The 23,082-nt window shown below is 66.4% G+C and carries 24 protein-coding genes, 1 pseudogene and 1 riboswitch; of the genes and pseudogenes, 12 read left to right on the forward strand and 13 right to left on the reverse strand.

The window, feature by feature from the left end:
* A pseudogene (locus OG716_RS02510) lies at positions 1-351 on the reverse strand (helix-turn-helix domain-containing protein); the annotation flags it as partial.
* On the opposite strand from OG716_RS02510, the gene OG716_RS02515 reads away from it, so the two are divergent.
* Together OG716_RS02515 and OG716_RS02520 are read left to right on the forward strand one after the other, a co-directional pair.
* Positions 239-940 carry a haloacid dehalogenase-like hydrolase gene (locus tag OG716_RS02515; RefSeq protein ID WP_405136074.1) on the forward strand — a complete coding sequence of 234 codons (702 nt, stop codon included), beginning with the start codon at positions 239-241 and terminating at the stop codon, positions 938-940. The pseudogene OG716_RS02510 and the gene OG716_RS02515 sit on opposite strands and share 113 nt — an antisense overlap.
* Before the next feature lie 325 nt (positions 941-1,265).
* The gene (locus tag OG716_RS02520; protein WP_405136075.1) at positions 1,266-2,588 is read left to right on the forward strand and encodes a cryptochrome/photolyase family protein; all 1,323 of its coding nucleotides are present in this window, start codon (positions 1,266-1,268) and stop codon (positions 2,586-2,588) included.
* Between the two features lie 15 nt (positions 2,589-2,603).
* Here the strand turns inward: OG716_RS02520 and OG716_RS02525 are convergent, their stop codons facing one another.
* From OG716_RS02525 to OG716_RS02540, 4 genes are read right to left on the reverse strand one after another with little or no spacing between them, the layout of a single operon-like run.
* Complete coding sequence (locus OG716_RS02525; protein WP_405136076.1) at positions 2,604-3,128, reverse strand: nucleoside deaminase; 525 nt, start codon at positions 3,126-3,128, stop codon at positions 2,604-2,606.
* Positions 3,129-3,158: 30 nt separating this feature from the next.
* Entirely contained in the window at positions 3,159-3,521 is a 363-nt protein-coding gene (locus OG716_RS02530) for a DUF1304 domain-containing protein (RefSeq protein WP_405136077.1), read from the reverse strand.
* A 48-nt stretch (positions 3,522-3,569) separates the two neighbouring features.
* Positions 3,570-4,439: an SDR family oxidoreductase gene (locus tag OG716_RS02535; RefSeq protein WP_405136078.1), complete on the reverse strand. Its 870-nt coding sequence runs from the start codon at positions 4,437-4,439 to the stop codon at positions 3,570-3,572.
* Positions 4,436-5,710, reverse strand: coding sequence for an amidohydrolase (locus OG716_RS02540; RefSeq protein ID WP_405136079.1), 1,275 nt, complete (start codon positions 5,708-5,710; stop codon positions 4,436-4,438). Before OG716_RS02540 ends, OG716_RS02535 begins: the two co-directional genes overlap by 4 nt.
* Positions 5,711-5,890: 180 nt before the next feature.
* Between OG716_RS02540 and OG716_RS02545 the strand changes: the two genes are divergently transcribed.
* The gene (locus OG716_RS02545; protein ID WP_405136080.1) at positions 5,891-6,532 is read left to right on the forward strand and encodes a pentapeptide repeat-containing protein; all 642 of its coding nucleotides are present in this window, start codon (positions 5,891-5,893) and stop codon (positions 6,530-6,532) included.
* A 96-nt stretch (positions 6,533-6,628) separates the two neighbouring features.
* Positions 6,629-6,967: a hypothetical protein gene (locus OG716_RS02550; protein WP_405136081.1), complete on the forward strand. Its 339-nt coding sequence runs from the start codon at positions 6,629-6,631 to the stop codon at positions 6,965-6,967.
* Positions 6,968-6,970: 3 nt separating this feature from the next.
* On the opposite strand, the gene OG716_RS02555 is transcribed toward OG716_RS02550, so the two are convergent.
* The 3 genes from OG716_RS02555 to OG716_RS02565 form a co-directional block, all read right to left on the reverse strand.
* Positions 6,971-7,948, reverse strand: coding sequence for a hypothetical protein (locus OG716_RS02555; RefSeq protein WP_405136082.1), 978 nt, complete (start codon positions 7,946-7,948; stop codon positions 6,971-6,973).
* 98 nt (positions 7,949-8,046) lie between these two features.
* On the reverse strand, positions 8,047-8,817 hold the full coding sequence (locus OG716_RS02560; protein ID WP_405136083.1) for an SDR family NAD(P)-dependent oxidoreductase: 771 nt from the start codon (positions 8,815-8,817) through the stop codon (positions 8,047-8,049).
* A gap of 111 nt (positions 8,818-8,928) precedes the next feature.
* A complete protein-coding gene (locus OG716_RS02565; RefSeq protein WP_405136084.1) occupies positions 8,929-9,516 on the reverse strand; it encodes a helix-turn-helix domain-containing protein in 588 nt (195 codons plus the stop codon).
* A gap of 83 nt (positions 9,517-9,599) precedes the next feature.
* Between OG716_RS02565 and OG716_RS02570 the strand changes: the two genes are divergently transcribed.
* Positions 9,600-10,568 (forward strand): NAD(P)/FAD-dependent oxidoreductase, encoded by a 969-nt coding sequence (locus OG716_RS02570; RefSeq protein WP_405136085.1) that lies wholly within the window; start codon positions 9,600-9,602, stop codon positions 10,566-10,568.
* Here OG716_RS02570 and OG716_RS02575 read toward each other — a convergent pair.
* On the reverse strand, positions 10,541-10,732 hold the full coding sequence (locus OG716_RS02575; protein WP_405139477.1) for an alpha/beta fold hydrolase: 192 nt from the start codon (positions 10,730-10,732) through the stop codon (positions 10,541-10,543). The two genes, OG716_RS02570 and OG716_RS02575, sit on opposite strands and share 28 nt — an antisense overlap.
* A gap of 147 nt (positions 10,733-10,879) precedes the next feature.
* Here OG716_RS02575 and OG716_RS02580 point away from each other — a divergent pair, with 147 nt between their 5' ends.
* Positions 10,880-11,275, forward strand: coding sequence for a MarR family winged helix-turn-helix transcriptional regulator (locus OG716_RS02580; protein ID WP_405136086.1), 396 nt, complete (start codon positions 10,880-10,882; stop codon positions 11,273-11,275).
* Positions 11,276-11,476: 201 nt separating this feature from the next.
* Positions 11,477-12,280: an alpha/beta fold hydrolase gene (locus OG716_RS02585; protein WP_405136087.1), complete on the forward strand. Its 804-nt coding sequence runs from the start codon at positions 11,477-11,479 to the stop codon at positions 12,278-12,280.
* Here the strand turns inward: OG716_RS02585 and OG716_RS02590 are convergent.
* Positions 12,168-12,656 carry an HAD family hydrolase gene (locus OG716_RS02590; RefSeq protein ID WP_405139479.1) on the reverse strand — a complete coding sequence of 163 codons (489 nt, stop codon included), beginning with the start codon at positions 12,654-12,656 and terminating at the stop codon, positions 12,168-12,170. The two genes, OG716_RS02585 and OG716_RS02590, sit on opposite strands and share 113 nt — an antisense overlap.
* Positions 12,571-13,341 (reverse strand): RNA polymerase sigma factor SigF, encoded by a 771-nt coding sequence (locus OG716_RS02595; protein ID WP_405136088.1) that lies wholly within the window; start codon positions 13,339-13,341, stop codon positions 12,571-12,573. Before OG716_RS02595 ends, OG716_RS02590 begins: the two co-directional genes overlap by 86 nt.
* A 125-nt stretch (positions 13,342-13,466) precedes the next feature.
* Between OG716_RS02595 and OG716_RS02600 the strand changes: the two genes are divergently transcribed.
* Both OG716_RS02600 and OG716_RS02605 read left to right on the forward strand, forming a co-directional pair.
* On the forward strand, positions 13,467-14,777 hold the full coding sequence (locus OG716_RS02600; protein WP_405136089.1) for a DUF1800 family protein: 1,311 nt from the start codon (positions 13,467-13,469) through the stop codon (positions 14,775-14,777).
* A gap of 18 nt (positions 14,778-14,795) precedes the next feature.
* Positions 14,796-15,986: a DUF1501 domain-containing protein gene (locus tag OG716_RS02605; protein WP_405136090.1), complete on the forward strand. Its 1,191-nt coding sequence runs from the start codon at positions 14,796-14,798 to the stop codon at positions 15,984-15,986.
* 10 nt (positions 15,987-15,996) lie between these two features.
* Here OG716_RS02605 and OG716_RS02610 read toward each other — a convergent pair whose 3' ends face one another.
* Positions 15,997-16,173, reverse strand: a complete 177-nt coding sequence (locus OG716_RS02610) for a hypothetical protein (protein WP_405136091.1) — start codon at positions 16,171-16,173, stop codon at positions 15,997-15,999.
* Positions 16,174-16,378: 205 nt separating this feature from the next.
* A riboswitch (M-box (ykoK) riboswitch) is annotated at positions 16,379-16,549 on the reverse strand.
* A gap of 32 nt (positions 16,550-16,581) precedes the next feature.
* On the reverse strand, positions 16,582-17,388 hold the full coding sequence (locus OG716_RS02615) for a CPBP family intramembrane glutamic endopeptidase (RefSeq protein WP_405136092.1): 807 nt from the start codon (positions 17,386-17,388) through the stop codon (positions 16,582-16,584).
* A 164-nt stretch (positions 17,389-17,552) separates the two neighbouring features.
* Here OG716_RS02615 and OG716_RS02620 point away from each other — a divergent pair, with 164 nt between their 5' ends.
* The 3 genes from OG716_RS02620 to OG716_RS02630 are packed head-to-tail and all read left to right on the forward strand — an operon-like array spanning position 17,553 to position 22,848.
* Positions 17,553-20,018 carry a phosphoketolase gene (locus OG716_RS02620; RefSeq protein WP_405136093.1) on the forward strand — a complete coding sequence of 822 codons (2,466 nt, stop codon included), beginning with the start codon at positions 17,553-17,555 and terminating at the stop codon, positions 20,016-20,018.
* A gap of 32 nt (positions 20,019-20,050) precedes the next feature.
* Positions 20,051-22,300 carry a molybdopterin-dependent oxidoreductase gene (locus OG716_RS02625; protein WP_405136094.1) on the forward strand — a complete coding sequence of 750 codons (2,250 nt, stop codon included), beginning with the start codon at positions 20,051-20,053 and terminating at the stop codon, positions 22,298-22,300.
* Entirely contained in the window at positions 22,297-22,848 is a 552-nt protein-coding gene (locus OG716_RS02630) for a winged helix-turn-helix transcriptional regulator (RefSeq protein ID WP_405136095.1), read from the forward strand. Before OG716_RS02625 ends, OG716_RS02630 begins: the two co-directional genes overlap by 4 nt.
* The last annotated feature ends 234 nt before the right edge of the window (positions 22,849-23,082 follow it).

Genomic DNA, 23,082 nt, shown 5'->3' on the forward strand with positions numbered 1-23,082 from the left:
TCCCACACGGAGAGCCGCCGCCAGCGCTTGAATCACACTCGCGCTCGGCATCTTTCGTCCGCGCTCGACCTGCCCGAGGTAATCGGTACTGATGCCCGCCAACCCGGCAATAACGGATTGCGTACGTCCGCTCCGCTCACGATGCAGCCGGATCCGCGCGCCGATATCGTCATTGGGCCGTGACGTCATGGCCATGTGAGCCAGAGTAGGACCGGAGGTGCGATTTCGGATGGTATTCGTGCACAACACGGGTGCACTGGTGCTCTGGGATATCGACCATACGTTGATCGAGACGCGCGGTGTCGGCCGTGCGGCGTTCGCGGACGCATTCGAGCAGGTCACCGGCTGCATTCTGCGGCAGATGCCGCATATCACCGGTCGAACCGAGCCTGATATCTACGCGGCAACGGCCGCGCTGCACGGCATACCGGAGCCCACGCCCTTCCCGGCTTTCGCCGACGCTCTCTTAGCCGCCTACACCGTGCGGCGAGACCAATTGCGTCAGCAGGGCCGCATCTTGCCGGGTGCGGAAGAGGCGCTGACCTATCTGGCTGCTCTCCCCGATATACGGCAGTCCGTACTGACGGGCAATACCCGCGCAGTCGCACGTTTGAAACTCGAAATCTTCGGCTTGCGAGGCTATCTCGACCTCGACAATGGTGCGTACGGCGACGACGACGCACACCGCCCGGCACTCGTCGCCCTCGCGCAATCCCGTGCGCCGGCCCAAAACCCGAACGGCTATGGCCACTGGAACACCGTCCTCATCGGCGACAGCCCCGGCGATATCGAAACCGCGCGGCAGGGCGGAGCCCACGTCATCGCCGTCGCTGCGGGCGGAACTCCATCATCGAGCCTGGACGACGCCGACGTCGTTCTCGATGACCTGACCGACGCGCCCGCACTCGCGGAAGCGATACGCGCTCTGAGCAAGCGATAGCTACTCGCACTGCGAGGGGCAGGACACGGGGCGTTCATGAGGGTGATGCGGCAAGCCCGGTGGCCCGTGAGCGAGGTGGAAAGTCGCCGGGTGTCGTGTGATCGGTCAGTGATACGCGCTCCGACCAAGCGATAGCTACCCGCAGGGCGAGGGGCGGAACGCGGAGGGTTCAGGGGGGTGATGCGGCGAGGACGGTGGCCCGTGAGCGAGGTGGAAAGTCGCCGGGTGTCGCGTGATCGGTCACTGATCGCCGACAATGGCGGATGCCTACTCATTGTTCGCTGGGTCGAAGCTACGATGGCCGGATGCCTAGGGTAGATCTCCGATGAGCGTCGCAGTTGCCCTGTTCACGAGGGATCTGCGGGTGCGTGACAATCCGGTGTTGGCTGCGGCCTGCCGCGCCGATGCCGTGGTGCCGCTGTTTGTTCTCGACGACCGCATTCTCGAGCGGGCATCGCTGTCGGCGAATCGAATTCGGTTCCTGTTGGCGGCGCTCGGTGAGCTCGATGCTGAGTTGCGGGCCGTCGGCGGGCGGCTTGTGGTGCGGCGGGGCGATATCGCGGAGCAGGTAGCGGAGGTGGTTGCCGAGACCGGCGCGACGGAGGTGCATATCGCCTCGGATGTGAGCGGGTACAGCGCCGAGCGCGCCCGGCGGCTTCGGGATCGATTGGGGCGCAATGATTGTCGGCTGACGGTGCATTCCGGATCGGTGAGCGTCGTCGATCCTCCGGATCTGCGCCCGGCGACCGGGCGGGATCACTTCGCGGTTTTCACGCCGTACTTCCGTCGCTGGCTGGAGACCCCGCTGCGCAGTGCGGTGGCACGGCCGGCCGGGGTGACGGTGCCGGATATCGCCGGTGCGGAGCTGCCCGATCTCACCGCTCTGACGTCGGCGGAGAGCTCACCGAACCTGGCCGTGGGAGGCGAGACCACCGGACGAAAGCTGTTGCGCGACTGGCTTTCCGGACCCATCGGGGAATACGCCTCCGCCAGTGACGATCTGGCTGCCGACGCCACCTCCCGGCTGGCGTCCTACCTGCACTTCGGCTGCCTCTCACCCACCGAAATGGTCCGGCGCACCGACCTGTCCACCCCCGGCGGCTACGCGTTCGCCCGCCAATTGGCCTGGCGCGACTTCAACAATCAGATCCTGGCCGCCCGGCCCGAGGTCGCCACCGAGGACTATCGCCCCCGCCCCACACCCTGGCGCAATGATCCGCAAGCCGTCGCGGCCTGGTGCGCCGGCCGCACCGGATATCCGGTCATCGACGCGGGTATGCGCCAACTCCTGGCCGAAGGCTGGATGCCGGGCCGCGCCCGCCTGATCGCGGCGAGCTTCCTGAGTAAATCCCTCGGCATCGACTGGCGTATCGGCGCAGCCCATTTCCAGCGCTGGCTCGTCGACGGTGATGTCGCGAACAACCAGCTCAACTGGCAGTGGGCCGCGGGCACCGGCACCGACTCCCGCCCCAACCGAGTCCTGAACCCCATCCGCCAGGCCGACCGCTTCGACCCCGACGGCGCCTACGCCCGCCGCTGGCTCCCCGAACTCGCCCACCTCCCCGGCGCCGACATCCACAAACCCTGGCGAGCCCCGCTCCTCGCCCCGGACTACCCGCCCCCGCTCATCGAATGCAACGGCATGTGACGAAATGTGTTGCGGCTATTGCCAGAACCCCTCATGCGCGCCCGCCGCCTCGTCCTCCAGCATCGGCCCGTGCACCTCGATGCGGCGCTGACCGCGCGCGAAAACCTCACGGCAGGGCAGCGCGAAGGTGGGGTTTTCCGGATTGTCGCCGGTGAGCCCGAGCAGCTTCTCCTCGGAGAGGGCGTACACAACCCGTCCGATACCGGTCCAGTAAATGGCCCCCGCGCACATGACGCAGGGTTCGGCGCTCGTGTACAACGTGGCGCGCGCGAGTTCGGCTGCCGTGAGGTGCTTTACCGCCTCCGCAGCGGCGGAGAGCTCGGCATGCTGGGTCGGATCCCCCTCCGGCGGCGCGGAATTATTACCCCGCCGCGCGACGATCACCCCGTTCTCGTCGGCCACGAGCGCACCGAATGGATGGCGCCCCCGCTCCCGAGAGGCGAACGATTCCGCGATCGCCGTACGCAGCAGCGCGAGATCACCGGCGGACAATGCCGCTTCGGTAGTGGACGCCGGACTGAGTGGAGTACTTGCCGTCATGGTGAAAGGGTAGTGGCGGTACAGAACCGGCTATCCGGCGAGCAATACCGCGGCTAGCGCGATCGCGCCCGGCAGCGCCTGCGCGAGCAGGATGCGGCGGCTGGCTGTCGCGCCGCCGTACAGGCCCGCCACCACAACGCAGGCGGTGAAGAAGATCTGGGCATCGTGGCCCACCGGATCCGAGGCGATCAGGCCCCAGATCAGGCCGGCGGCGAGGAATCCGTTGTAGAGGCCCTGGTTGGCCGCGAGAACCTTTGTCTGCTCGGCGAATTCGGCCGTGCTGCCGAAGGAGGCGCGGACGCGGGGTGTGGTCCAGAGGAACATTTCCATGACCATGATGTAGAGGTGCAGTGCGGCCAGCAGGCCGACGAGAATTTCAGCGACGACCCGCATGATCACCCTTTCGCCTGTGCCCCGAACAACTCGGCGCCTGCCCGGAAGTCATGACGTGGACAGCTTGCTGAGGATATCGGGATGGTCGGTGAGATATCGATCGAATGTGGTCGGCAGGTGCCCGGTGATCGCCTGCACCGTGTCCGACACAGCGGCCAATTCGCCGGTGGCGATGGCCTCGTAGGAGGTGACCCAGCCCGCGACCATCCACTCGGGTGCGCCGTATCCGGCCCGGCTCGCATACGCCTCGGGAATCGATTCCGGCTCATAGGTGATGGTCCGGCCGGCGTGCCTGCTGAGAATGCCGGCGACCTCGGCGAGCGTCAGGGCCTGCGGTCCGGTGACATCGCGGACTTCGCCGGGCAGCAGCGTGCCGTCGAGCAGTACGGCGGTCGCGACCTCCGCGATGTCCTCGTGCGCCACGGCGGCAACCCGCCCGGTACCGGCGGGTCCGCGAATCACCCCGGTCTCCGGATCGGCCAGCCCGGGCAGATGCAGCTGATAGTTGTTGTCCCGCAAGATCGTGAACTCCACACCCGTCTGCCGGATGTGCTGCTCGGTGTACCAGTGATCGCGCGCGAACGTGAAGGTCGCCTCCGGCGCCGCACCCTGGAACGAGATGTAGACGATGCGCCGCACCCCCGCCGCGACTGCGGCATCGATGGCGGTGGTGTGCTCGGCCACCCGCAGCTCACTCTCCATGGCCGACACCAGCAGCAGCGTGTCCACCCCGGCGGTCGCCGCCTCGAACAGCTGCCCGTCGCCGTATTCCGCATACCGGACTTCGGCATCGGGAACCGGCAGCTCCTTGCCCGGAGTACGCGCGATCAAGCGCAGATCCGCGCCCGCCTCGGAGAGCCGCTGCGCCACCATCGATCCCAGCTTGCCGGTGCACCCGGTAACCCCGATGGTCGTCACGATCGAGCCTCTCCGAGCCAGGTGAGGGCGGCGGTGGTCATGGCCGTGACCCCGACCTTGATCGCCGGATCCACGACGGGAGCGTAACCCGCCGTATGCGGACCCGGAACAGTCTTCAGATCGAGCTTCCCGCCGATGAGGTCATGCAGGATCTGCACGGGATCGGAACCGCCGAACACCGCCGGATCGAGAACGCCGAACATCCAGTAGCACAGCGGAACTCCGGCCGCGGTCGCGAAATTTCCGGCATCCTCGCTGCCGGTGATCCGGCCGGGATCGAACACCTTGTCATTGCCGAACACCGCACCGAACGCGCCGAGCGTCCGCCGCATCGCATCGGCGTCATTGACCATGACCGGGAAGGCATCGATGACCGAGGTGTCCGGCGCCCACTGCGCACCGGCCGCCGCCGCCTCGGCCCGCACGATCCGGTCCACGGCCGCGAGCACCCGCGTGCGCACCTCCGGCGTGAACGTGCGGATATTGAGTTGCAGCTCAGCGTCATCGGGAATGATGTTGTCCTTGGTCCCGGCCCGCATCGCCCCGACCGTCACCACCGCGGCCTCATCGGCCGCGATCTCGCGGGACACGATGGTCTGCAGGCGCATGACCGTGGCCGCCGCCATCACCACCGGATCGACCGTGGCCTCGGGGCGGGAACCGTGCCCGCCGTGCCCGTGCATCACGATGCGCAGCGCATCGGTGGCCGCCGCCGCGATACCGCTGTGCCCGCCGATCAGGCCCACCGGAACCGGGGCCGTGTGCTGTGCGAGCACGATATCGGGAGTACCGAAGCGGGCGAAGAGATCGTCGTCGATCATTCCCTGCGCGCCCCGGCCGGTCTCCTCGGCGGGCTGGAAGACCGCCAGCAGTGTTCCCGACCAGGACGCCCGGGCGTCGCCGAGCAGTTTCAGCGCACCCAGCAGACAGGTGGCGTGCATATCGTGGCCGCAGGCGTGCATCACCCCGTCGATGCGCGACTGGTACGGCAGTCCGGTCGCCTCCTGGATGGGCAGTGCGTCGAAGTCCGCCCGCACCAGCACCGTCGGCCCCGGACCGTTCGCCAGCACCGCCACCACGCCGGTGCCGCCGATCTCGGTGGTCACCTGGTACCCGAGCGCCGTCGCCTGCCGCGCCACCTGATCGGCGGTGCGGAACTCGACTCCGGACAGTTCGGGATGCGCGTGCAGATCGCGATAGAAATCGGCCAACTCGCCGCGGATCGAATCCAGCCCCGCCAGTGCGGAGGTAATGGTCTGAATGGACGTCAAATTCGCTCCTAGCAGTCGTTTCCGTCAGTTTCGGTGCGAAGGTTCACGCCTGTATATCACCGCGCGCTGCGGACGTATGCAGGGCGCTCCGCCTCGCGATGATCCTGAAACCCTCGGCTACGGTCGAGGGGCCGCGACGTATGTCATCGGCTTCGATTACCGATCATGTGAGGACTTCTGATGCCGCGGGAGTTGGCCGACCTGTCGTTCGCACGCCACCTGGTGGAGCACGACGAGATCGGGATGGAGGGGGAGTACGACTGTGCGCTCTTCGACGGGCTGCAACTGGATGAGGTTCAGGCCCGGGGCGCGCAATTCACCGAATGCGCGATAACGGCCGCCACGGTGTCCGGGGGGACCATGCGGCACGCTCGCTTCAATGATGTGTGGATCCACGGCACCCAGTGGATCCGTACCGACCTGTCGGATAGTTCTTGGCTGGATACCGAATTGGTGATGAATGCCTTCTCGGGTGTCGAGGCATTCGGGGCACGGCTGCGCCGGGTCCGGTTCTACAACTGCAAATTCGATTCGGTGAACCTGCGCGGCGCTCATCTCAACGATGTGTCTTTCGTCGATTGTGTACTGCGGCATATCGATATCAGTGAGGCGAAGTTGACCTCCGTCAGCTTCCCGGGTTCGGAGGTGCAGGCGCTGTCCATGCGTAAAGCCGAGCTGAAGAAGGTGGATCTGCGCAGCGCGCGCTACCTCAATGTCACTGACGGCGTCGAAGCACTCGCGGGCGCGACCATCACTTCGACGCAACTCCTCGATCTCGCCCCCACGTTCGCCGCCGCGATCGGCATCGTGGTCAAAGACTAGGAGGCCCGCCCGCGGCACGGCGAAGATAACGGCGGGGAAGCGCAGTCGAAACATCTCCGAAATGAACTGTGCCAAGGGCGATCTCGTTGTCAGGGTATGAAGAAATACCCTCTGATCGCACAGCGGTTGCGCAACGGTGCCCGCACCACCGCAGCAGCTTTCGCGCTCGTCGGCGCTTTTGTAATCGTTCCGGCTACGCTGGCGCCGGCCCTGGCGAACGCCTCGTCCAACACCGTGGGGAACGGCCCCCCGAGCAATGGCGCCACCTTCGGGAACGGCCCCGCGACCAATGGCACCACCTTCGGTAACGGCCCTGCGAGCAATGGCACCACCTTCGGCAATGCGAATATTCAAGCGCCCGACAATCAGCCGAACTACAGCAGCCACTGTGACCTGCACCCGGCGCCGCACACCGCCTACGCCGTTCGCTGCTGAGGCTCAGGCCTTTCCGCTGGTCTCCCGGCCGGCATCCAATGAGGAGTTCAGCGCCATCAGGCGTTTGACGTCATCGCCGTGCTCGTGCAGAAACTCCTGCCGAGCCGGCCCGCGCCGGAACATGATGAACGCCCGCCCGGACTCCAATTGCCATGTGTACCAGAATAAATAGGGGATCGTGAGCACGAAGTTCACCACACCCCACACTCGCCACACATCATTGTCGAACCAGCCGTCGGACGGCATCACCTTCGGGAAGATGTTGTAGATGGCGATGGTCAGCATCAGCACCGGCAGCGTATAGATCCGGGCCATGATGTAGAGCTCCGGCCGTCCCTTGACCAGCGGATAGATCTCGGCGACAGCCAGAATGCAGATACTGGCGGCGAAATGCTCCTCCTGTGGCGGATAACCGCCGAAGGTGAAGCAGAGATTCCAGGTGGTGTACAGGAAGTTCCACGCCATCGTGGTGTAGGCGACCAGCTCCGCATGACGTCCGGGCAGCACCGCCCAGAAGCGCGGGCTGTAGGGAATGGTGAGGCACAGTCCCACGCCCACAGCCGCATTCCAGAGATTGTCGAGCTGAAAATCCCGGAGTGTGGCCTCGGCGATATTCAAGAACAGAATCGCGTACGGGAACCACAGGAAGCGCGGATTGCGCAGTAGTTCCCATACGCGCCCCGCCCGCTGCTCGGCCACCGCGATGCGCATGGCCCCGACCACGGTCAGCGGAATGAGCACAGAAAGGATCTTCGCCCACGAGAACCAGTTGATCAGCCCGATATCGCGGCCTGGGCCCCAGATCCACAGTGGAAAAGTCAGCAGCGACAGACCCCAGAGCCACATGGAGGCTCGGGTGTGTGTTCGCATGTATTCGACTATCAGCCACAGGATTCCGCAGAAGATGAGCATCGACAATGCGGTAACCCAGGTGAAGGGCGCCGGATTTCCCGTCACCGCTTCCGACGCCGCACTGAACATGTCGAATACCGCCTTCCGACCTCGTCCGGACCGATCTGTGTGTCATCTTGAATGACTCGGACCCGGATCGGCCCGGGGCGCGCCGCCGCGGTGGGCTGCTACACGCCGTATCCGCCGTCGATATCCAATTTCTGGCCGCTGATGAAATCCGCGCGATCGGAGGCGAGGAAACATACCGCCTCGGCAATGTCCTCGGCATCGCCGAAGCGCCGGAGCGGAATATTGGCCCGGGTGATATCGAGCGCGTTCTGGTCGAGATCACCGGATGTGATGAGCCGATCGGCCATACCGTCGGTGGTCATGCCCGGGCCGACGCAATTGGCGCGAATGCCGAAGCGGCCCTCCTCGGCCGCGATACCCCGGATCAGGGCCTCGACCGCCGCCTTGGGTGCACTCGAGAGCCCGTCCCGAATCGGGAAGCGGGTGGTGGCCGCGGTGGTGATCGCGACGATATTGCCCTCGCAGGCGCGCAGATGGGGGAGCGCGGCGTGGGCGGCATGGAAGAAGCCCACCGCATCGTCGATCATCTGAGACTTGAAGTCCTCCGGCGTGATTCGGCTCAGATGCCGCATCGGAATATGCGGTCCGGCGGCATAGACGAGCGTGTGGATGCCACCGGAATCGGCGGCCACCTGCGCGATCACCTCGGCGGTCTGCGCCGCATCGGTGAGGTCGAGTTGCCATGCCGCGGCCGTGCGGCCCGCGGCCTTGGCCAGCTCCAGCAGTGGATCGAGCTTGCCGGCCGATCGGAAGTAGGTCAGCGCGACATTGCTGCCGCGTTCGATGAGCATGCGCGCCGTAACCAGTCCCAGGCCGCCGCTGGCGCCGAGCACCAGTGCGGCCCCGGTGCGATGACCGAAGTCGTCCATCTACTTCCTTCGGTGCGGGCCGCGCTCGGTGGCGCGGCGAGTATGTGGATCGAACCTCATTGGTAGTCCACTCCCTCAAAACAAGCAAGTGCTTGGTCGGTTAGCGGTCGCTCAGGAGCGATCCTTCGGGCGGGCCCGCAGGTGCGCGCGTTCCCCCTGTTTGCCGAACAGACTGAGGAATTCGACCGATTCGCCCTCATCCGCCGGGCCGAACCAGTGTGGCTCCCGGGTATCGAATTCGGCCGCCTCGCCCGGATTCATCACAAAATCGTGCTCGCCCAGCACAACTCGCAGCCGGCCGTTGAGAACGTAGAGCCACTCGTAACCCTCATGCGTCCGCGGATCCGGTTCATTGCGGCTGTTCGCCGGAATCACCAGCTTGAAGGCCTGGATGCCCCCGGCCCGGCGAGTGAGCGGAACCATGGTCATGCCGCCGCGGCTGACCGGGCGCAGATGAATCCGCGGATCGCCGGTGGGCGGCGCGCCGACGAGCTCATCGAGGGTGACGCCGTGCGCCTTGGCGAGCGGCAGCAGCAATTCCAGTGTCGGCCGCCGCGCCCCCGATTCCAGCCGCGACAGCGTGCTGACCGAGATACCGGTCGTCTTCGACAGCTCGGCGAGCGTCGTTTCGCGTTGTCGTCGCAGGTCACGCAGCCGTGGCCCCACTGCGTCGAGCGCTTGGTCGAGTTCTTCGTCCATCCTCCGAGTTTGCCGTATCAGCAACTTTTCTTGCCGAAATTGTGGGTGTTCTCGCATGGTCCTCATCAAGGAGGTGGTCACTGATGACGGATCAGTTGGCAAACAGTTATGACGTGGTGGTGGTCGGCGGCGGCGCGGCCGGATTGAACGGGGCGCTCATGCTCGCGCGCGCCCGGCGCTCGGTGGTGGTGATCGATGCGGGCCATCCGCGTAATGCCCCCGCCGACGGTGTGCACGGGCTGCTGGCCCGCGAGGGCATATCCCCGAAGGACCTGGTCGAGCGCGGACGGGTCGAGGTGCGGCAGTTCGGCGGCCAGGTGGTGGCGGGCACGGTGGCCACCGCGGCGCAGGACGGTACCGGATTCACCGTGACACTCACCGACGGCCGGACCGTTCGGGCGAGGCGATTGCTGGTGACCACGGGCCTGGTCGACGAATTGCCGAATATCCCTGGGCTGCAGAGCCGTTGGGGCCACGATGTGATCCACTGCCCGTACTGCCACGGCTGGGAGGTGCGCGATCAGGCCATCGGCGTGCTGGCGAGCGGTCCGATGTCGGTGCATCAGGCCCTGCTGTTCCGGCAGTGGAGTCCGGATATCACCTACTTCGCGCATACCTCCGTACCGCTGACCGAGGAGCAGGCCGAACAATTCGCAGCCCGCGACATTCGGGTGGTGACCGGCGAGGTGACCGCGGTGGAGATCGCCGGGGATCGGCTTGCGGGACTGCGACTTTCCGATGGCACCGTGGTCGAACGCGAGGCGGTGGTGGTCGGATCACGCATGGTCGCGGACGCGAGTTTCCTTGCACCGCTGGGACTCCTGCCCAAGGAGCATCCCTCGGGTATGGGTGAGTACCTCCCGAGCGACCCCACCGGCCGCGCCGACGTGCCCGGAGTGTGGTTGGCGGGCAATGTCACCGATCTGTCCGCGCAGGTCGGCGCGGCAGCCGCGGCGGGAGCCGCCGCCGGTGCGCAGATCAACTTCGACCTGGTCAACGAGGAGACCCAGGCCGCCGTCGAGGCCTATCGCGCGGGAGTCCCGCTGACCTGATTCGCGAACGCGTCGAGAACGGCGAGGTTGGCGTCCGGCTGTTCCATGTGCGGCAGATGCCCTGCCTCGCTGATGATTTCGAGCCGCGCATTGCCGAAAGCCGCGGCATGGGCCGCGCCGTACACCGGCGTGACGACCCGGTCGCTCGCGCCCCACACCAGCAGGGCGGGGACGTGACGCCGGACAGTCGCGCCAGCAGTGACGGGTCGTGCATATACGGATCACTCGCGAAATGCCGCAGCGCGACCATATTCGCCTGTCGCACAGCCAGTTGCGCGGCCGGAACATCGGCCGGGTCCTGATGGAAGCGATTGGGAAGGGCCGTCAAACAAGCCCTGTACCGCCACCATCGCGCACTGGACCGCGCGCTCACCGGTGTCGGCGCGACCCTGGCGCAGTGGGATGCCTTGCGCGCCATAGCCCGTGACCCCGGCTCCAGTGCACGCGCCCTGGCCGAAGAAACCTTCCAGAGCGAACAGGCCTTCGGCACCCTAGCCAATCGCTTGGCGGCGCGCGGCCTCATCGACCGCGCTTCCGGCCACGGCCGCACCATCGAACACCGCCTCACCGCCACCGGCGCCCAGGTCCTGGCCGCCGGAAACCGGGTCGCCGACGAGGTCCTCGCCGATTCCTTCGCCGATCTGTCCGCGGCCGAACGCACCACGTTGCTGAATCTGCTACTGCGGGTGGGTATTTCGACCGAATAGCGCGGCTCGAACCCTGACCGGTTCGGTCACGGAATGCTCCGCCGGTTCGGTCACGGAATGCTCCGCCGGTTCGGTCACGGAATGCTCCGCCGGTTCGGTCACGGAATGATCGAAAACACCGGGGAGGTGCTGCGCTGCCCCGGCCTTCATGCAAGGCTGTAACCGCTCGACCTTCTCGAGAGCGGAAAGCAGGTTCTGTCCATGCAATTCCGAAGTAGAGCACGCGGTGTCCTCGCGGCAGTGGCCCTGGCACTCGGTGTCGCGGTCGGTGCGGCTCCGGCGCACGCCGACCCGCTGCCGACGGTTGTTCTCGTGCACGGCGCATTCGCCGACACCACCAGCTGGGACGGTGTGGCCGCGAAATTGCGCGATGACGGCTATCAGGTGGTGGTACCGGACAATCCGCTGCGCGGCCCGGCCTTCGACGCGGCCGCGGTGCAGCGCACCCTCGACACCATCGCCGGCCCGGTGGTCCTGGTCGGTCATTCGTACGGCGGCACGGTCATCACCCAGATCCACGACCCGAAGGTCGAATCACTGGTCTACGTGGCCGCTTTCGCCCCCGTCCAGGGTGAGGTCGCCTTCCAGGCCTTGGATCCCATCCGATTCCCCGGCAGCCGGCTGCTGCCACCGGCCCTGCAACTGCGCGTCGTCGATGACCCCAACGGCATCGCCGGTCACAATCTCGACGGCTACGTCGCCCCCGACCTGTTCAATTCGGTCTTCGCACAAGACGTCAGCCCCGCGACCGCAGCCGTCATGATCGCCCACCAGCATTCCCTCGCCGTCTCCGCGAATATCGAACCCTCCGCGGCCCCCGCCTGGGCGAACACCCCGAGCTGGTACATCGTCTCGGCGCAGGACCACGTGATCCCGCCCGCCTCCCAGCGCTTTATGGCCTCCCGTATGAACGCCCACACCACCGAACTCGACGCCTCCCACGCCTCCCTGGTATCGCACCCCCTCGAGGTCGCGGCAGTAGTGGAGTCCGCCGCCGGTCACTGATCGGGGCTGAGCCTCGAGCTCGAGCACCGCGGTGACTTTGTCCCTCGGGCAGCAGTCCGGCGCGCACATCGGTGATACCGACCTGATCGGCCAGCCGCAGCGCAGTGGCGCGGTTGTCACCGGTGAGCAATACCGTTGTGGCGCCGGTCAATTCGGTGATAGTGGTGACCGTGGCGGACGCCTCGGGTCGCATCTGGTCGGTAATGCCCAGTACGGCAACAGGGGTCCGATCACACTGCACGAGCACCGCGGTCCGCCCGCTCTGCTGCAGGTCCTCGGCAACGGCCGTCTCAGTCCTGCAGCACTTCTTCGCGGAGGTGATTGAGGGTTTTCGCCAGGATGCGCGAGACGTGCATCTGGGAGATGCCCAGGTGATCGGCGATCTGCTTCTGGGTCTTCGATTCGAAGAAGCGCATGATCAGCAGTTCGCGTTCGCGGCGGGGGAGTTGGCGCGGATGCGGGCGGACCGCCAGCTGCTGTTCGACGAGGTTGTAGCCGGGGTCGGTATCGCCGAGGGAGGCAGCGGCAGACATGGGGGAGTACTCGCCGTCATCGTTGATCATCGCGTCGAGCGGGGACGATTGGTAGCCATTGGCGGCGATCAGGGCGCGGGTGACGTCCAGGAGGCCGACTTCGAGTTCGTCGGCGACCTCGCGGGCGTTGGGCATGCGGCCGAGTCGCTGTGCGAGGGTTTCGACCGCGCTCGCCAGACGTGGTTGAATCTCCTTGGTACGGCGGGGAACTCGCACCGCCCAGGTGTGATCGCGAAAGTGGCGGCGCACCTCGCCCATAATGGTGGGGACGGCGAAGGACAGAAAAGGTGCGCCCCGGGAGATTTCGAACCGGTCCACCGCCTGGATCAAGCCGACGCGAGCCACCTGCTGTAAATCCTCGAAAGCCTCACCGCGCCCGGAGTATCGGCGTGCGATGTGATCCGCCAGCGGCAGGCAGCGCTCGATCACTCGCTCGCGCAGCACTTCTCGTTTCGGATCTTTGGATTCGACGGCGACCGCAAGTTCCTCGAAGGCCGGCTCGATATTGTCGTAGCTGTCTTCAATCATCGGTATCACTCCGGTCATCGGGTACCCGTGGCACGCCGGCACTAAACCGCGACCCGACTGAAGATCGGCTGAAGGTTGCCCTCCGCGGGGGCACAAATGCCCGCTCACAGGCCGATACTCGGCTGATGGGGTCGCAATCGGTGCAGTGGATGCAATGCGCCCGAGTGCTGCGGCGCGCGGGCTTCGGAGCGACCGGATCGGAGATCGATGCAGCGCATACGCTGCCTGTCGCCGACTATCTCCGCGCCCAACTGGACGGGTCCGCCGATCCCGGTGCGGGACTGACGCCGCTGCCGGTCTTCACCGAACCGGTGCGCCCGGGCAGGGACGCTGCCACCGATGTCCGCAAGCGCTATCAGAGCGACCTCACCGGCCAGCTGCAAACCCTGACCGGCTGGTGGGTGCGCCGCATGGCGACCGCGCAGCGGCCGCTGCCGGAGAAGCTGACGCTACTGTGGCACAACCACTTCGCGACCTCTGCGAGCAAGGTGCGCAGCGCCACCGAGATGGCAGGGCAGAACGAGACGTTACGCCGGCTGGGCGCGGGCGATTTCGGCACGCTGGCCTACGCGATGCTCACCGATCCGGCCATGCTGCGCTGGCTCGACGGAACCGCCAATACCGCGAAAGCGCCCAATGAGAACCTGTCTCGGGAATTCATGGAGCTGTTCGCCCTCGGACACGGCAACGGGTACAGCGAGACCGATGTCCGTGAGGGCGCCCGCGCCCTGACCGGCTGGACGATTGCCGCGGACGGTTCGCCCCGGCTCGATCCGAAGCGCCATGACACCGGCTCGAAAACGGTTCTGGGCGTGACGGGTTCGCTCGATGCGCGGGAATTCTGTACCGCGGTGCTCGCGCGTCCCGAGTCCGCGCGGTTCGTGGCGGGCCGAATGTGGCAGCAGCTGGCCGCCGACGCGCCCCCTTCGGCAGCCGCGCTCGACCGGCTGACGGCCGCCTATGGACCCGGCCGCGATATCACCCGGCTGGTGGTCGCCGTCCTCACCGATGCCGAATTCCTCAGTGGCACCGGCACTGTCGTACAGGGACCGGTGGAATGGCTGATCGGTGCCGTCCGGGCCCTCGCCGTGCCCATGGGCACCGACGCCCAGGTCAAGACACAGGTGAACGTGCTGCGCACGCTCGGGCAGGTGCCCTTCTATCCCCCCTCGGTGGGCGGCTGGTCCAGCGGCCAGGCGTGGCTGTCCACCGCGGCCGCGCAAACCCGCCTGCGCGCGGCCACCGGACTGGCGCAGAAAGCCGATCTGAGCTGGCTTTCCGGGACCGGCACCACCGACCGCATCGATGCCGTCGGCCATCGGCTCGGCATCGGCCACTGGTCCGACCGCAGCGCCGCGGTACTGGCCTCGGTGCACGGTGATCCGATCCGGCTGACGGCCATTGCCCTGAACACTCCCGAATATCTGACCAGCTGAGCGGAAAGGCATTGCCCCATGCCGGAATTCAACCGCCGGAACTTCCTCGTCGGCAGCAGTGTGCTCGGCGCTCTCGGCGTCCTGGGCGCCGCCGGCGTGACCTGGGACGAACTGCACCATCGTGCGGCCACGACACCGCTTGCGGCGGGCTCGGGGGTACTGGTGCTGCTGACCCTCTACGGCGGTAACGACGGTATCAATACGGTAATCCCCTACGCGGACAGCGCATATCACGCCGCCCGCCCCGAGCTGTCCTATCAGCCGGAGGAGGTGCTCCGGCTGGATGAGCAGCTGGGGCTCAATCCCGCCATGAAGGGTTTCGCACAGCTGTGGCAGCAGCACAATCTGGCCATTGTTCGTGGCGTCGGCTATCCGCGACCCGATCACAGCCACTTCCGGTCGATGGATATCTGGCAGACCGCCGCACCGGATGAGCCGGTCAATTCCGGATGGATCGGCCGCTGGCTGGATGCCACCGGCGGTGATCCCATTCGCGCGGTCAGTATCGGACCGGTGCTGCCGCAGCTGGCGATCGGCGCGAAATACACTGCCGCAGCCTTGGATCCGGCCTCCGCACCGCTGTCGGCCGAGATGGCGGCCGCGCTGAGCGGGCTGGCGACGGTGGATCCGCACGACAGTGCGGCGCAGGCGCTGGTGTGTGCCGGCTACGGTGCGGACGAGGCTGTGCTGCAGGCATTCTCGACGATCGAGCCGCCCGCGAAATCGCCGGACAATCCGCTGCAGGCTCAACTCGACCTGGTCGGCACCTGCATCAAAGCCGGTGTCCCGACCCAGGTCTACTCGGTCAGCCTGGGCGGCTTCGACACCCACGCCGACGAACGCCGCACCCAGCAGCAATTACTGGGCCGCTTGGATACGGCGGTCTCCGGTTTCCTCGCGGATATGGCCACCCATCCGCGTGGTCGTGACGTAGTTCTGTTGGCCTACAGCGAATTCGGACGCCGGGTCGCCGCCAATGCCTCGCAGGGCACCGACCATGGCACGGCGGGCCCGGTATTCGTCGCCGGCGCCCCGATCCGGGGCGGATTCTATGGCGACGAACCCGGTCTCACCGACCTCGACAATGGCGATCTGAAGACCACCGTCGATTTCCGCGACGTCTACCACGAGCTATTGCACAAGGTGGTTGCGACGGACCCCGGTCCGGCTGTCGGCCAGGGCCGTCGCGATATCGGGCTGATCGCGTGAAAAGCCCTGGTCACCGGTAGTAGGTGGGCCCACCCATGGAGGCGGTGAAGATGGCCGTGCGGTGGAAGGACGCCCGCATGTTGTGGCGCTCGGCAGCGGTCAGGGTGTGCCGGGCCTTCATGCGCCGGGCCGAATCGCCCAGGATGGAAAGAACGGTGAGCTGACGCGGGAATACGGTGAAGGTCATGACTTTCTCCTTACGGAAAGTCAGCCGCCGCAAGCTATTTCGCGGCAGGCTGGGAACGAGCGGTGGTTCGCCGAACTCGGATACGGACTATCGCCGGACTTCATATCGTCCCTTCACCTCCTTGCCGCCGGGGCGCACGGGGGCGCCTGGAAAAACGGGTCAACCGCACTCGTGCAGGGGAGTAGGCCACAGCCGAACGGCTTGGCCGGCACCCCTCTCGTCAGAGCTTCAGCACTGAACGACGTATCCCCGAGCGGGGAAGCCACTTTGGATCGACCCTTAATCCGGGATGATCTGTCCTAACCCTGGGCGTCTCTCGACGTCGTCGGATCAGTGGCCTGTGTTCGAACAGGAGCCTCGCCTAGCGAGGTGCTGACCTGGCAATACTGGACCGGGACGGACCGGTTGTCAAGCCGCGACCCGCCGCCGGCGCGACCCGTCGCGGCGTACCGCGCGCACCGCCATGACGCCGCCGGCGACGAGTGCCGCGCTGATCGCGACGAAGACGACCTGCGGCCGGTCCAGGGTGTTGTCACCGGCCACGAGATACCACGCGATATTGATCAGCCAATGCCCGATCGAGGCGATCAGGACCCGCTGGCGAACGCTGCCATTGCCCAGGTACCCGAGCAGTACCGAGAACGACATGGCCGCCACGACGAAGGAAATGGCGGATATGAAGCCCGCGGCGAAGGCCTGGACGTGCCAGAGCGCCCAGATCGCCCCGGTGAGGGCGACGGCGGCGAGCCGGCTCACGCGCGACTCCAAAAGCGGCTGCAGCAGCCCGCGCCAGCCGATCTCCTCGCCGCATGCCCCGATGAGCTGCAGCACCACGAAAACCGCGAAGGGTGTGCCCGCGACCGCGGCGGGCCCGACCATGGTGTGCCCGGACCAGGCCGTCCCCGCGGCGCCCAACACCCAGATCGCAATGCACGCCAGGAGAATCGCCGGCAGATCGATTCGCACCCGCCGCCAGGGGATTTCGGCGGGCAGCAGCCGAGTGATGCTCTTGCGGAAGGACAACCAGGTGATCAGCGCTCCGATAGCGGGGGCGAACTGCACCAGCGACAGTACCGCCGCATCGATCCCGCTGACCGATTGCACAGCAAGCAATCCCGCCGATGCGATGAGTGTGACCGCGATATAGAGCGCGATCACAATCCGCAACCGTGTCTGGACCGCCGGTGGGGTACTCGTCTCGGGCGCGGCTTCCATCTCGGAATCCTTGCACGAATGTGGGCACTCCCGCCGAGCGCGGAGCAGACTCGGGTGCGGTGCGTCGTAATGGCGTGCCGGTTCGCGCGGCCGGTAGCCTGGGCAATGAAATCCCCGCCCGCAGGTTCGCCAAGCGATGTCCGCAAGCGTGAGGAGCTCGACGCATGACGCAGTTGACCGGCGCAGCCAGTGATACCTCGGCCGATAATATCGGCGGGCGGGGCGGCGAGACGCTCGCTCCGCGGCCCTATCGGCTCGGGGAGGTGGCCGGGCCGCTCGAACGCGACGAATTGGTGACGATCGACGCGTGGTGGCGAGCGGCGAACTATCTCGCGGTCGGGCAGATCTACCTGATGGCCAATCCGCTGCTGCGAGAGCCGCTCGTGCCGGAGCAGATCAAGCCGCGCCTGCTGGGACACTTCGGCACTGTGCCCGGACTGAATCTTGTTTGGGTGCACGCGAATCGAGCGATTCTCGCGCGAGATCTGAATGCCGTGTTCGTCGCGGGCCCGGGGCACGGTGGGCCGGGGCCCAATGCGTGCGCCTGGCTGGAGGGCACGTATTCCGAGCTGTACAGCCATATTCCGCGTGACGGCGACGGCATGGCCGCGCTGTTCGCACAGTTCTCGTTCCCCGGCGGCGTGCCCAGTCACTGCGCGCCCGAGACACCCGGTTCCTTCCACGAGGGCGGCGAACTGGGCTACTCACTACTGCATGCTTTCGGTGCGGCACTGGACAATCCGAGCCTCACGGTATTCTGCGTGATCGGTGACGGCGAAGCCGAAACGGGTCCGCTGGCCGGCAGTTGGCATGCGAACAAGTTCATCAATCCGGCGCGGGACGGTGCGGTGGTGCCGATCCTGGCGCTGAACCAGTACAAGATCGCGAATCCGACCATTCTGGCACGTATTCCGGAGTCCGAACTGATCTCGCTGCTGCGCGGCTACGGCTACGAGCCGGTCATCGTCTCCGGCAGCGATCCGGCGACGGTGCATCAGGATATGGCGGCCGCCATGGACGGCTGCCTCGACCGGATCGCCGCCATTCAGCAGGCTGCCCGCGGCGGTGACGGCACACGCGCGATCTGGCCGATGATCGTGTTGCGCACCCCGAAGGGCTGGACCTGTCCTCCCGTGGTCGACGGTGAGCGGGTCGAGGGCACCTTCCGTGCGCATCAGGTGCCGCTGCCCGCCGCTCGCACCGATGCGAAACACCGTGCGGTGCTGGAACAGTGGCTCGAATCGTACCGGCCCGGTGAGCTGTTCGACGAGGCCGGACAGCCGGCCGCGGAACTGCAGCGCCTGGTGCCGGTCGGGGACCGCCGCATGAGCGCCAATCCGGTGAGCAATGGCGGCATGCTGGTGCGTGATCTGCGGCTGCCGGACTGGCGTGACTATGGCGTGGAGGTGCCCGGACCGGGTACGACCATGCATGAGGCGACCCAGGTGCTGGGTACTTGGCTGCGCGATGTCACCGCCGGTAACCCGGACAACTTCCTCACCTTCGCGCCCGATGAACTCGCCAGTAATCGACTGCAGGACATCCTCACCGTGACCGGCCGCGACTGGCAGGCCGAAATCGGTGAGTACGACGTGAAATTGGACCGTAGGGGCCGCGTCATCGAGGTGCTGTCCGAGCATATGTGCGAGGGCCTGCTGGAGGGCTATCTGCTCACCGGGCGGCACGGCGTCTTCACCTGCTACGAGGCCTTCATCCACATTATCGACGCCATGTTCAACCAGCACGCCAAATGGCTCGATGCCAGTGCGGCGGTGGCCTGGCGGCGGCCCATTCCGAGCCTCAATTACCTGCTGTCGTCGCATGTCTGGCGTCAGGACCACAATGGCTTCACCCATCAGGACCCCGGTTTCCTGGATGTGGTGCTGAACAAATCGCCCGAGATCGTGCGCGTGTATCTGCCGCCGGACGCCAATACCCTGCTCTCGACCTACGACCACTGCCTGCGCTCGCGCCACTACGTCAATGTTGTGGTCGCGGGCAAACAGCCTCAGGCCGACTGGCTTTCGGTGGAGGAGGCCGCCGCGCACTGCGCCCGAGGCGCGGGCATCTGGGAGTGGGCGGGCCACAATGACGATATCGGCACCACACCCGATGTGGTGCTGGCCTGCGCCGGTGACGTGCCCACGCTGGAGATCCTCGCCGCCGCTGCCATATTGCGGGAACGGTTGCCGGAGTTGCAGATTCGCGTGATCAATATCGTTGACCTGATGCGATTGCAGCCGCAGGACGAACACCCGCACGGTCTGTCGGACAGCCTCTTCGACACCATGTTCACCACCGACCGCCCCGTCATCTTCGCCTTCCACGGCTATCCGTGGCTCATTCACCGCCTGACCTACCGCCGTGCCAACCATTCCGGCCTGCATGTGCGCGGGTTCAAGGAGAAGGGCACCACCACAACGCCTTTCGATATGGTGATGCTCAATGACATGGACCGGTTTCACCTGGTCATGGATGTCATCGATCGGGTGCCGGGGCTCGGGACCAGGGCGGCCGGTCTCCGTCAGGAGATGGTCGACGCACGCTGGACCGCGCGGGCCTGGACCCGCGAACACGGTGCGGACATTCCGGAGGTCGCCGACTGGACCTGGCCCTACACTAGTAAGTAGCGCTAGTGAACTAACTGCCCTACGCTGTACCGATGACGGAATGGCGGCCTACGGCATGCATCCTGTGCGAGTGCAACTGCGGCATCCAGGTGCTGCTCGGGCCGGACGGCCGGTCCTTCGAGAAGATCCGCGGCGATAAGCTGCATCCCGCCTCGGCGGGGTACACCTGCAACAAGGCGCTGCGGCTGGACCACTATCAGAACGGGCGCACGGGGCGGATCACCGCTCCGCTGCGCCGCCGGGCCGATGGTGAGTTCGAGGAAATCGACTGGGATACCGCGATTTCCGAGATCACCGCGCGGCTGCAGGAGGTCGGGCTCCGCTACGGCGGCGAATCGATCTTCTATTACGGCGGTGGCGGCCAGGGCAATCATCTGGGCGGGGCGTACGCGCCCGCCACCATGGCCGCCTTCGGGATGAAGTACCGGTCGAGCGCGCTGGCGCAGGAGAAGACCGGCGACTTCTGGGTGGGCGCGCGCATGTTCGGGCATCCGGTGCGTGCCGATGTCGAGCATGCCGAGGTGGCGTTCTTCATCGGCAAGAATCCCTATCAGTCGCACGGATTTCCGCGCGCCCGCACGGTGCTCAAGGAGATCGCGCGGGATCCGGAGCGGTCGATGATCGTGCTCGATCCGGTCCGCACCGAGACGGCGGAACTCGCCGACTTCCATCTGCAATTGCGGCCGGGCACCGACGTCTATCTGCTGTCGGCGATGGCGGCAATCCTGCTGCGCGACAATCTGATCGAGATCGACTGGCTGGCCGAGCACGCTGAGGGTCTCGACGAGGTGGTCGCGGTGCTGCGCGGGGTGCCCATCGAGAAGTACTGCGCCATAGCCGATGTCGAGATCGATCTGGTGGTGGCCGCGACACATCGGCTGGCGCGGGCGAAATCGGTGGCCGCGCTGGAGGATCTCGGCGTGCAGATGAACCGGTACTCCACCGTCGTCAGCTATCTGGAGAAGCTGGTGTGGCTGCTCACCGGCAATCTGGCCAGGCCCGGAACCCAGTACGCGTTCACCGGTATGGCCGCCATCGGGCACGACCGGGGGCATCCGGCGGGGGAGTGGCCCAAGAGTCCGGTGGTCGGCGCGCCCATTATCAGCGGCCTGATACCCGCCAATGTGATCACCGAGGAGATCCTCACCGATCATCCGGCCCGCTACCGCGCCATGTTCATCGAGAGCAGCAATCCCGTGCACTCCCTGGCGGATTCGGCCCGCATGCGGGCGGCGCTGGAGGCGCTGGAGCTGGTGGTGGTCATCGATGTGGCGATGACCGAGACCGCGCGCCTGGCCGACTACGTGCTGCCCGCGGCGACCCAGTTCGAGAAGTACGAGGCGACGTTCTTCAACTTCGACTTCCCGCGCAATATCTTCCACCTCCGCCACCCGGTGCTGCCCGCGCCCGACGGGGTGCTGTCGGAGCCGGAGATCCACGCCCGCCTGGTCGAGGCGTCCGGCGCGCTGAGCGAGGACGATTACGCGCCGCTGCGGGCTGCGCTCGCGGAGGGTCGGCAGGCGTTCGCCATGGCCTTCCTCGGGGTGCTCGCCGATCGCGCCAAGTCGAAACTCGCTCCCGTACTGCTGTATCGGACGCTCGGCCCGACGCTGCCGAATGGTGCGGCAGCGGCCGCCCTGCTCTGGGCGGCGGCCTACAACTGCGCGCGCAAGTTCCCCGAGAGTGTCGAACGCGCCGGATACGGCACCGGATTGGAAGCGGGGGAGCGACTCTTCGAGGCCATTCTCGAGGGTGAGCACGGCGTCGTCATCACCGAGGACGATTACGAGGAGACCTGGAAGCGGCTGCGCGACAACAAGGTACAGCTGAGCATCGCCGAACTGTTGCAGGTGGTGGCCACACTGCCCGAACCGGAGTCCGCGGGCGGGCAGTGGCCCTTTGTGCTCTCCGCCGGAGAGCGCCGGGCCTTCACCGCGAACACCATCGTCCGAGATCCCCTGTGGCGCAAGCGTGATAGCGGCGGAACCCTACGCCTCAGCGTCATCGACGCCGACCGGCTCGGCCTGGCCGCCGGCGATCTGGTGCGTGTCAGCACCCGGCGCGGCAGTGTCGAGGTGCCGGTGGAGCCCACCGATCGCATGCGCTCCGGACACCTCTCGCTGCCCAATGGCTTCGGGCTCTCGGTCACCGATGCCACCGGTGCGCAGGTCACCACCGGCGTCGCACCCAATGAACTGACCGAATTCGACTCCCGCGACGAATGGGTCGGCACCCCGTGGCACAAGTACGTCCCCGCCCGCCTGGATACCGTGGTCGCATGAAACGGACGACTTTCGCGAACTGGCCGTGCACCGTAGCCCGCACCGTAGACCTCATCGGTGACTGGTGGACACCCCTGGTCCTGCGCGAGGCGTTCTACGGCGCCAAGCGCTTCGACGATTTCGAGCGCACCCTGGGACTGAGCCGCAATGTCCTCACCCAGCGCCTGACCCGCCTGGTCGAAGAAGACCTCATGGAAAAGGTCCCCTACCAGACCCGCCCACCCCGTCACGAATACCACCTCACCCCCAAGGGCCGCGACTTCTTCCCGGTCATCGCCGCCATGATGCACTGGGGCGACACCTGGCTCTCCCCCGAAGCCGGCCCCCCGATCACCCTCCACCACAACACCTGCCACCACGACACCCACGCCGAAGTAGTCTGCGCCCACTGCCGCACGCCCCTCCACCACACCGACGTCTCCGTCCACCTCGGCCCCGGCTTCCCCGCCCGCCACCGCGAAACCGCCCTGGCCACAGGCAGATTCAGCACACCCGACGCGGCGGATAGTCCAGGCGGAGCGAGTGGATCCAGCAACAACGACTCGTAGTGACTAGCCTTGCAGCTCAACGTATCCCACCTCCCGATCGACCTGTGAGTGACACGCACTGACTGCACTCGCCCATGACGGGCGACTCTTCGAACCGGTGGCCTGCGCCCGGCGTTCGGGTGGCGCAGTCGATGTCGGTGCCTTCCTCTACTGTCGCAACACAACAACGAACAAACCTAGGGGAATCCGGCTGTGCCTACCTTTATTCGATGTACCCGACTGCTTTTCGCCGCA

Source organism: Nocardia sp. NBC_01388, assembly GCF_045040085.1.
Classification (GTDB): Bacteria; Actinomycetota; Actinomycetes; order Mycobacteriales; family Mycobacteriaceae; genus Nocardia.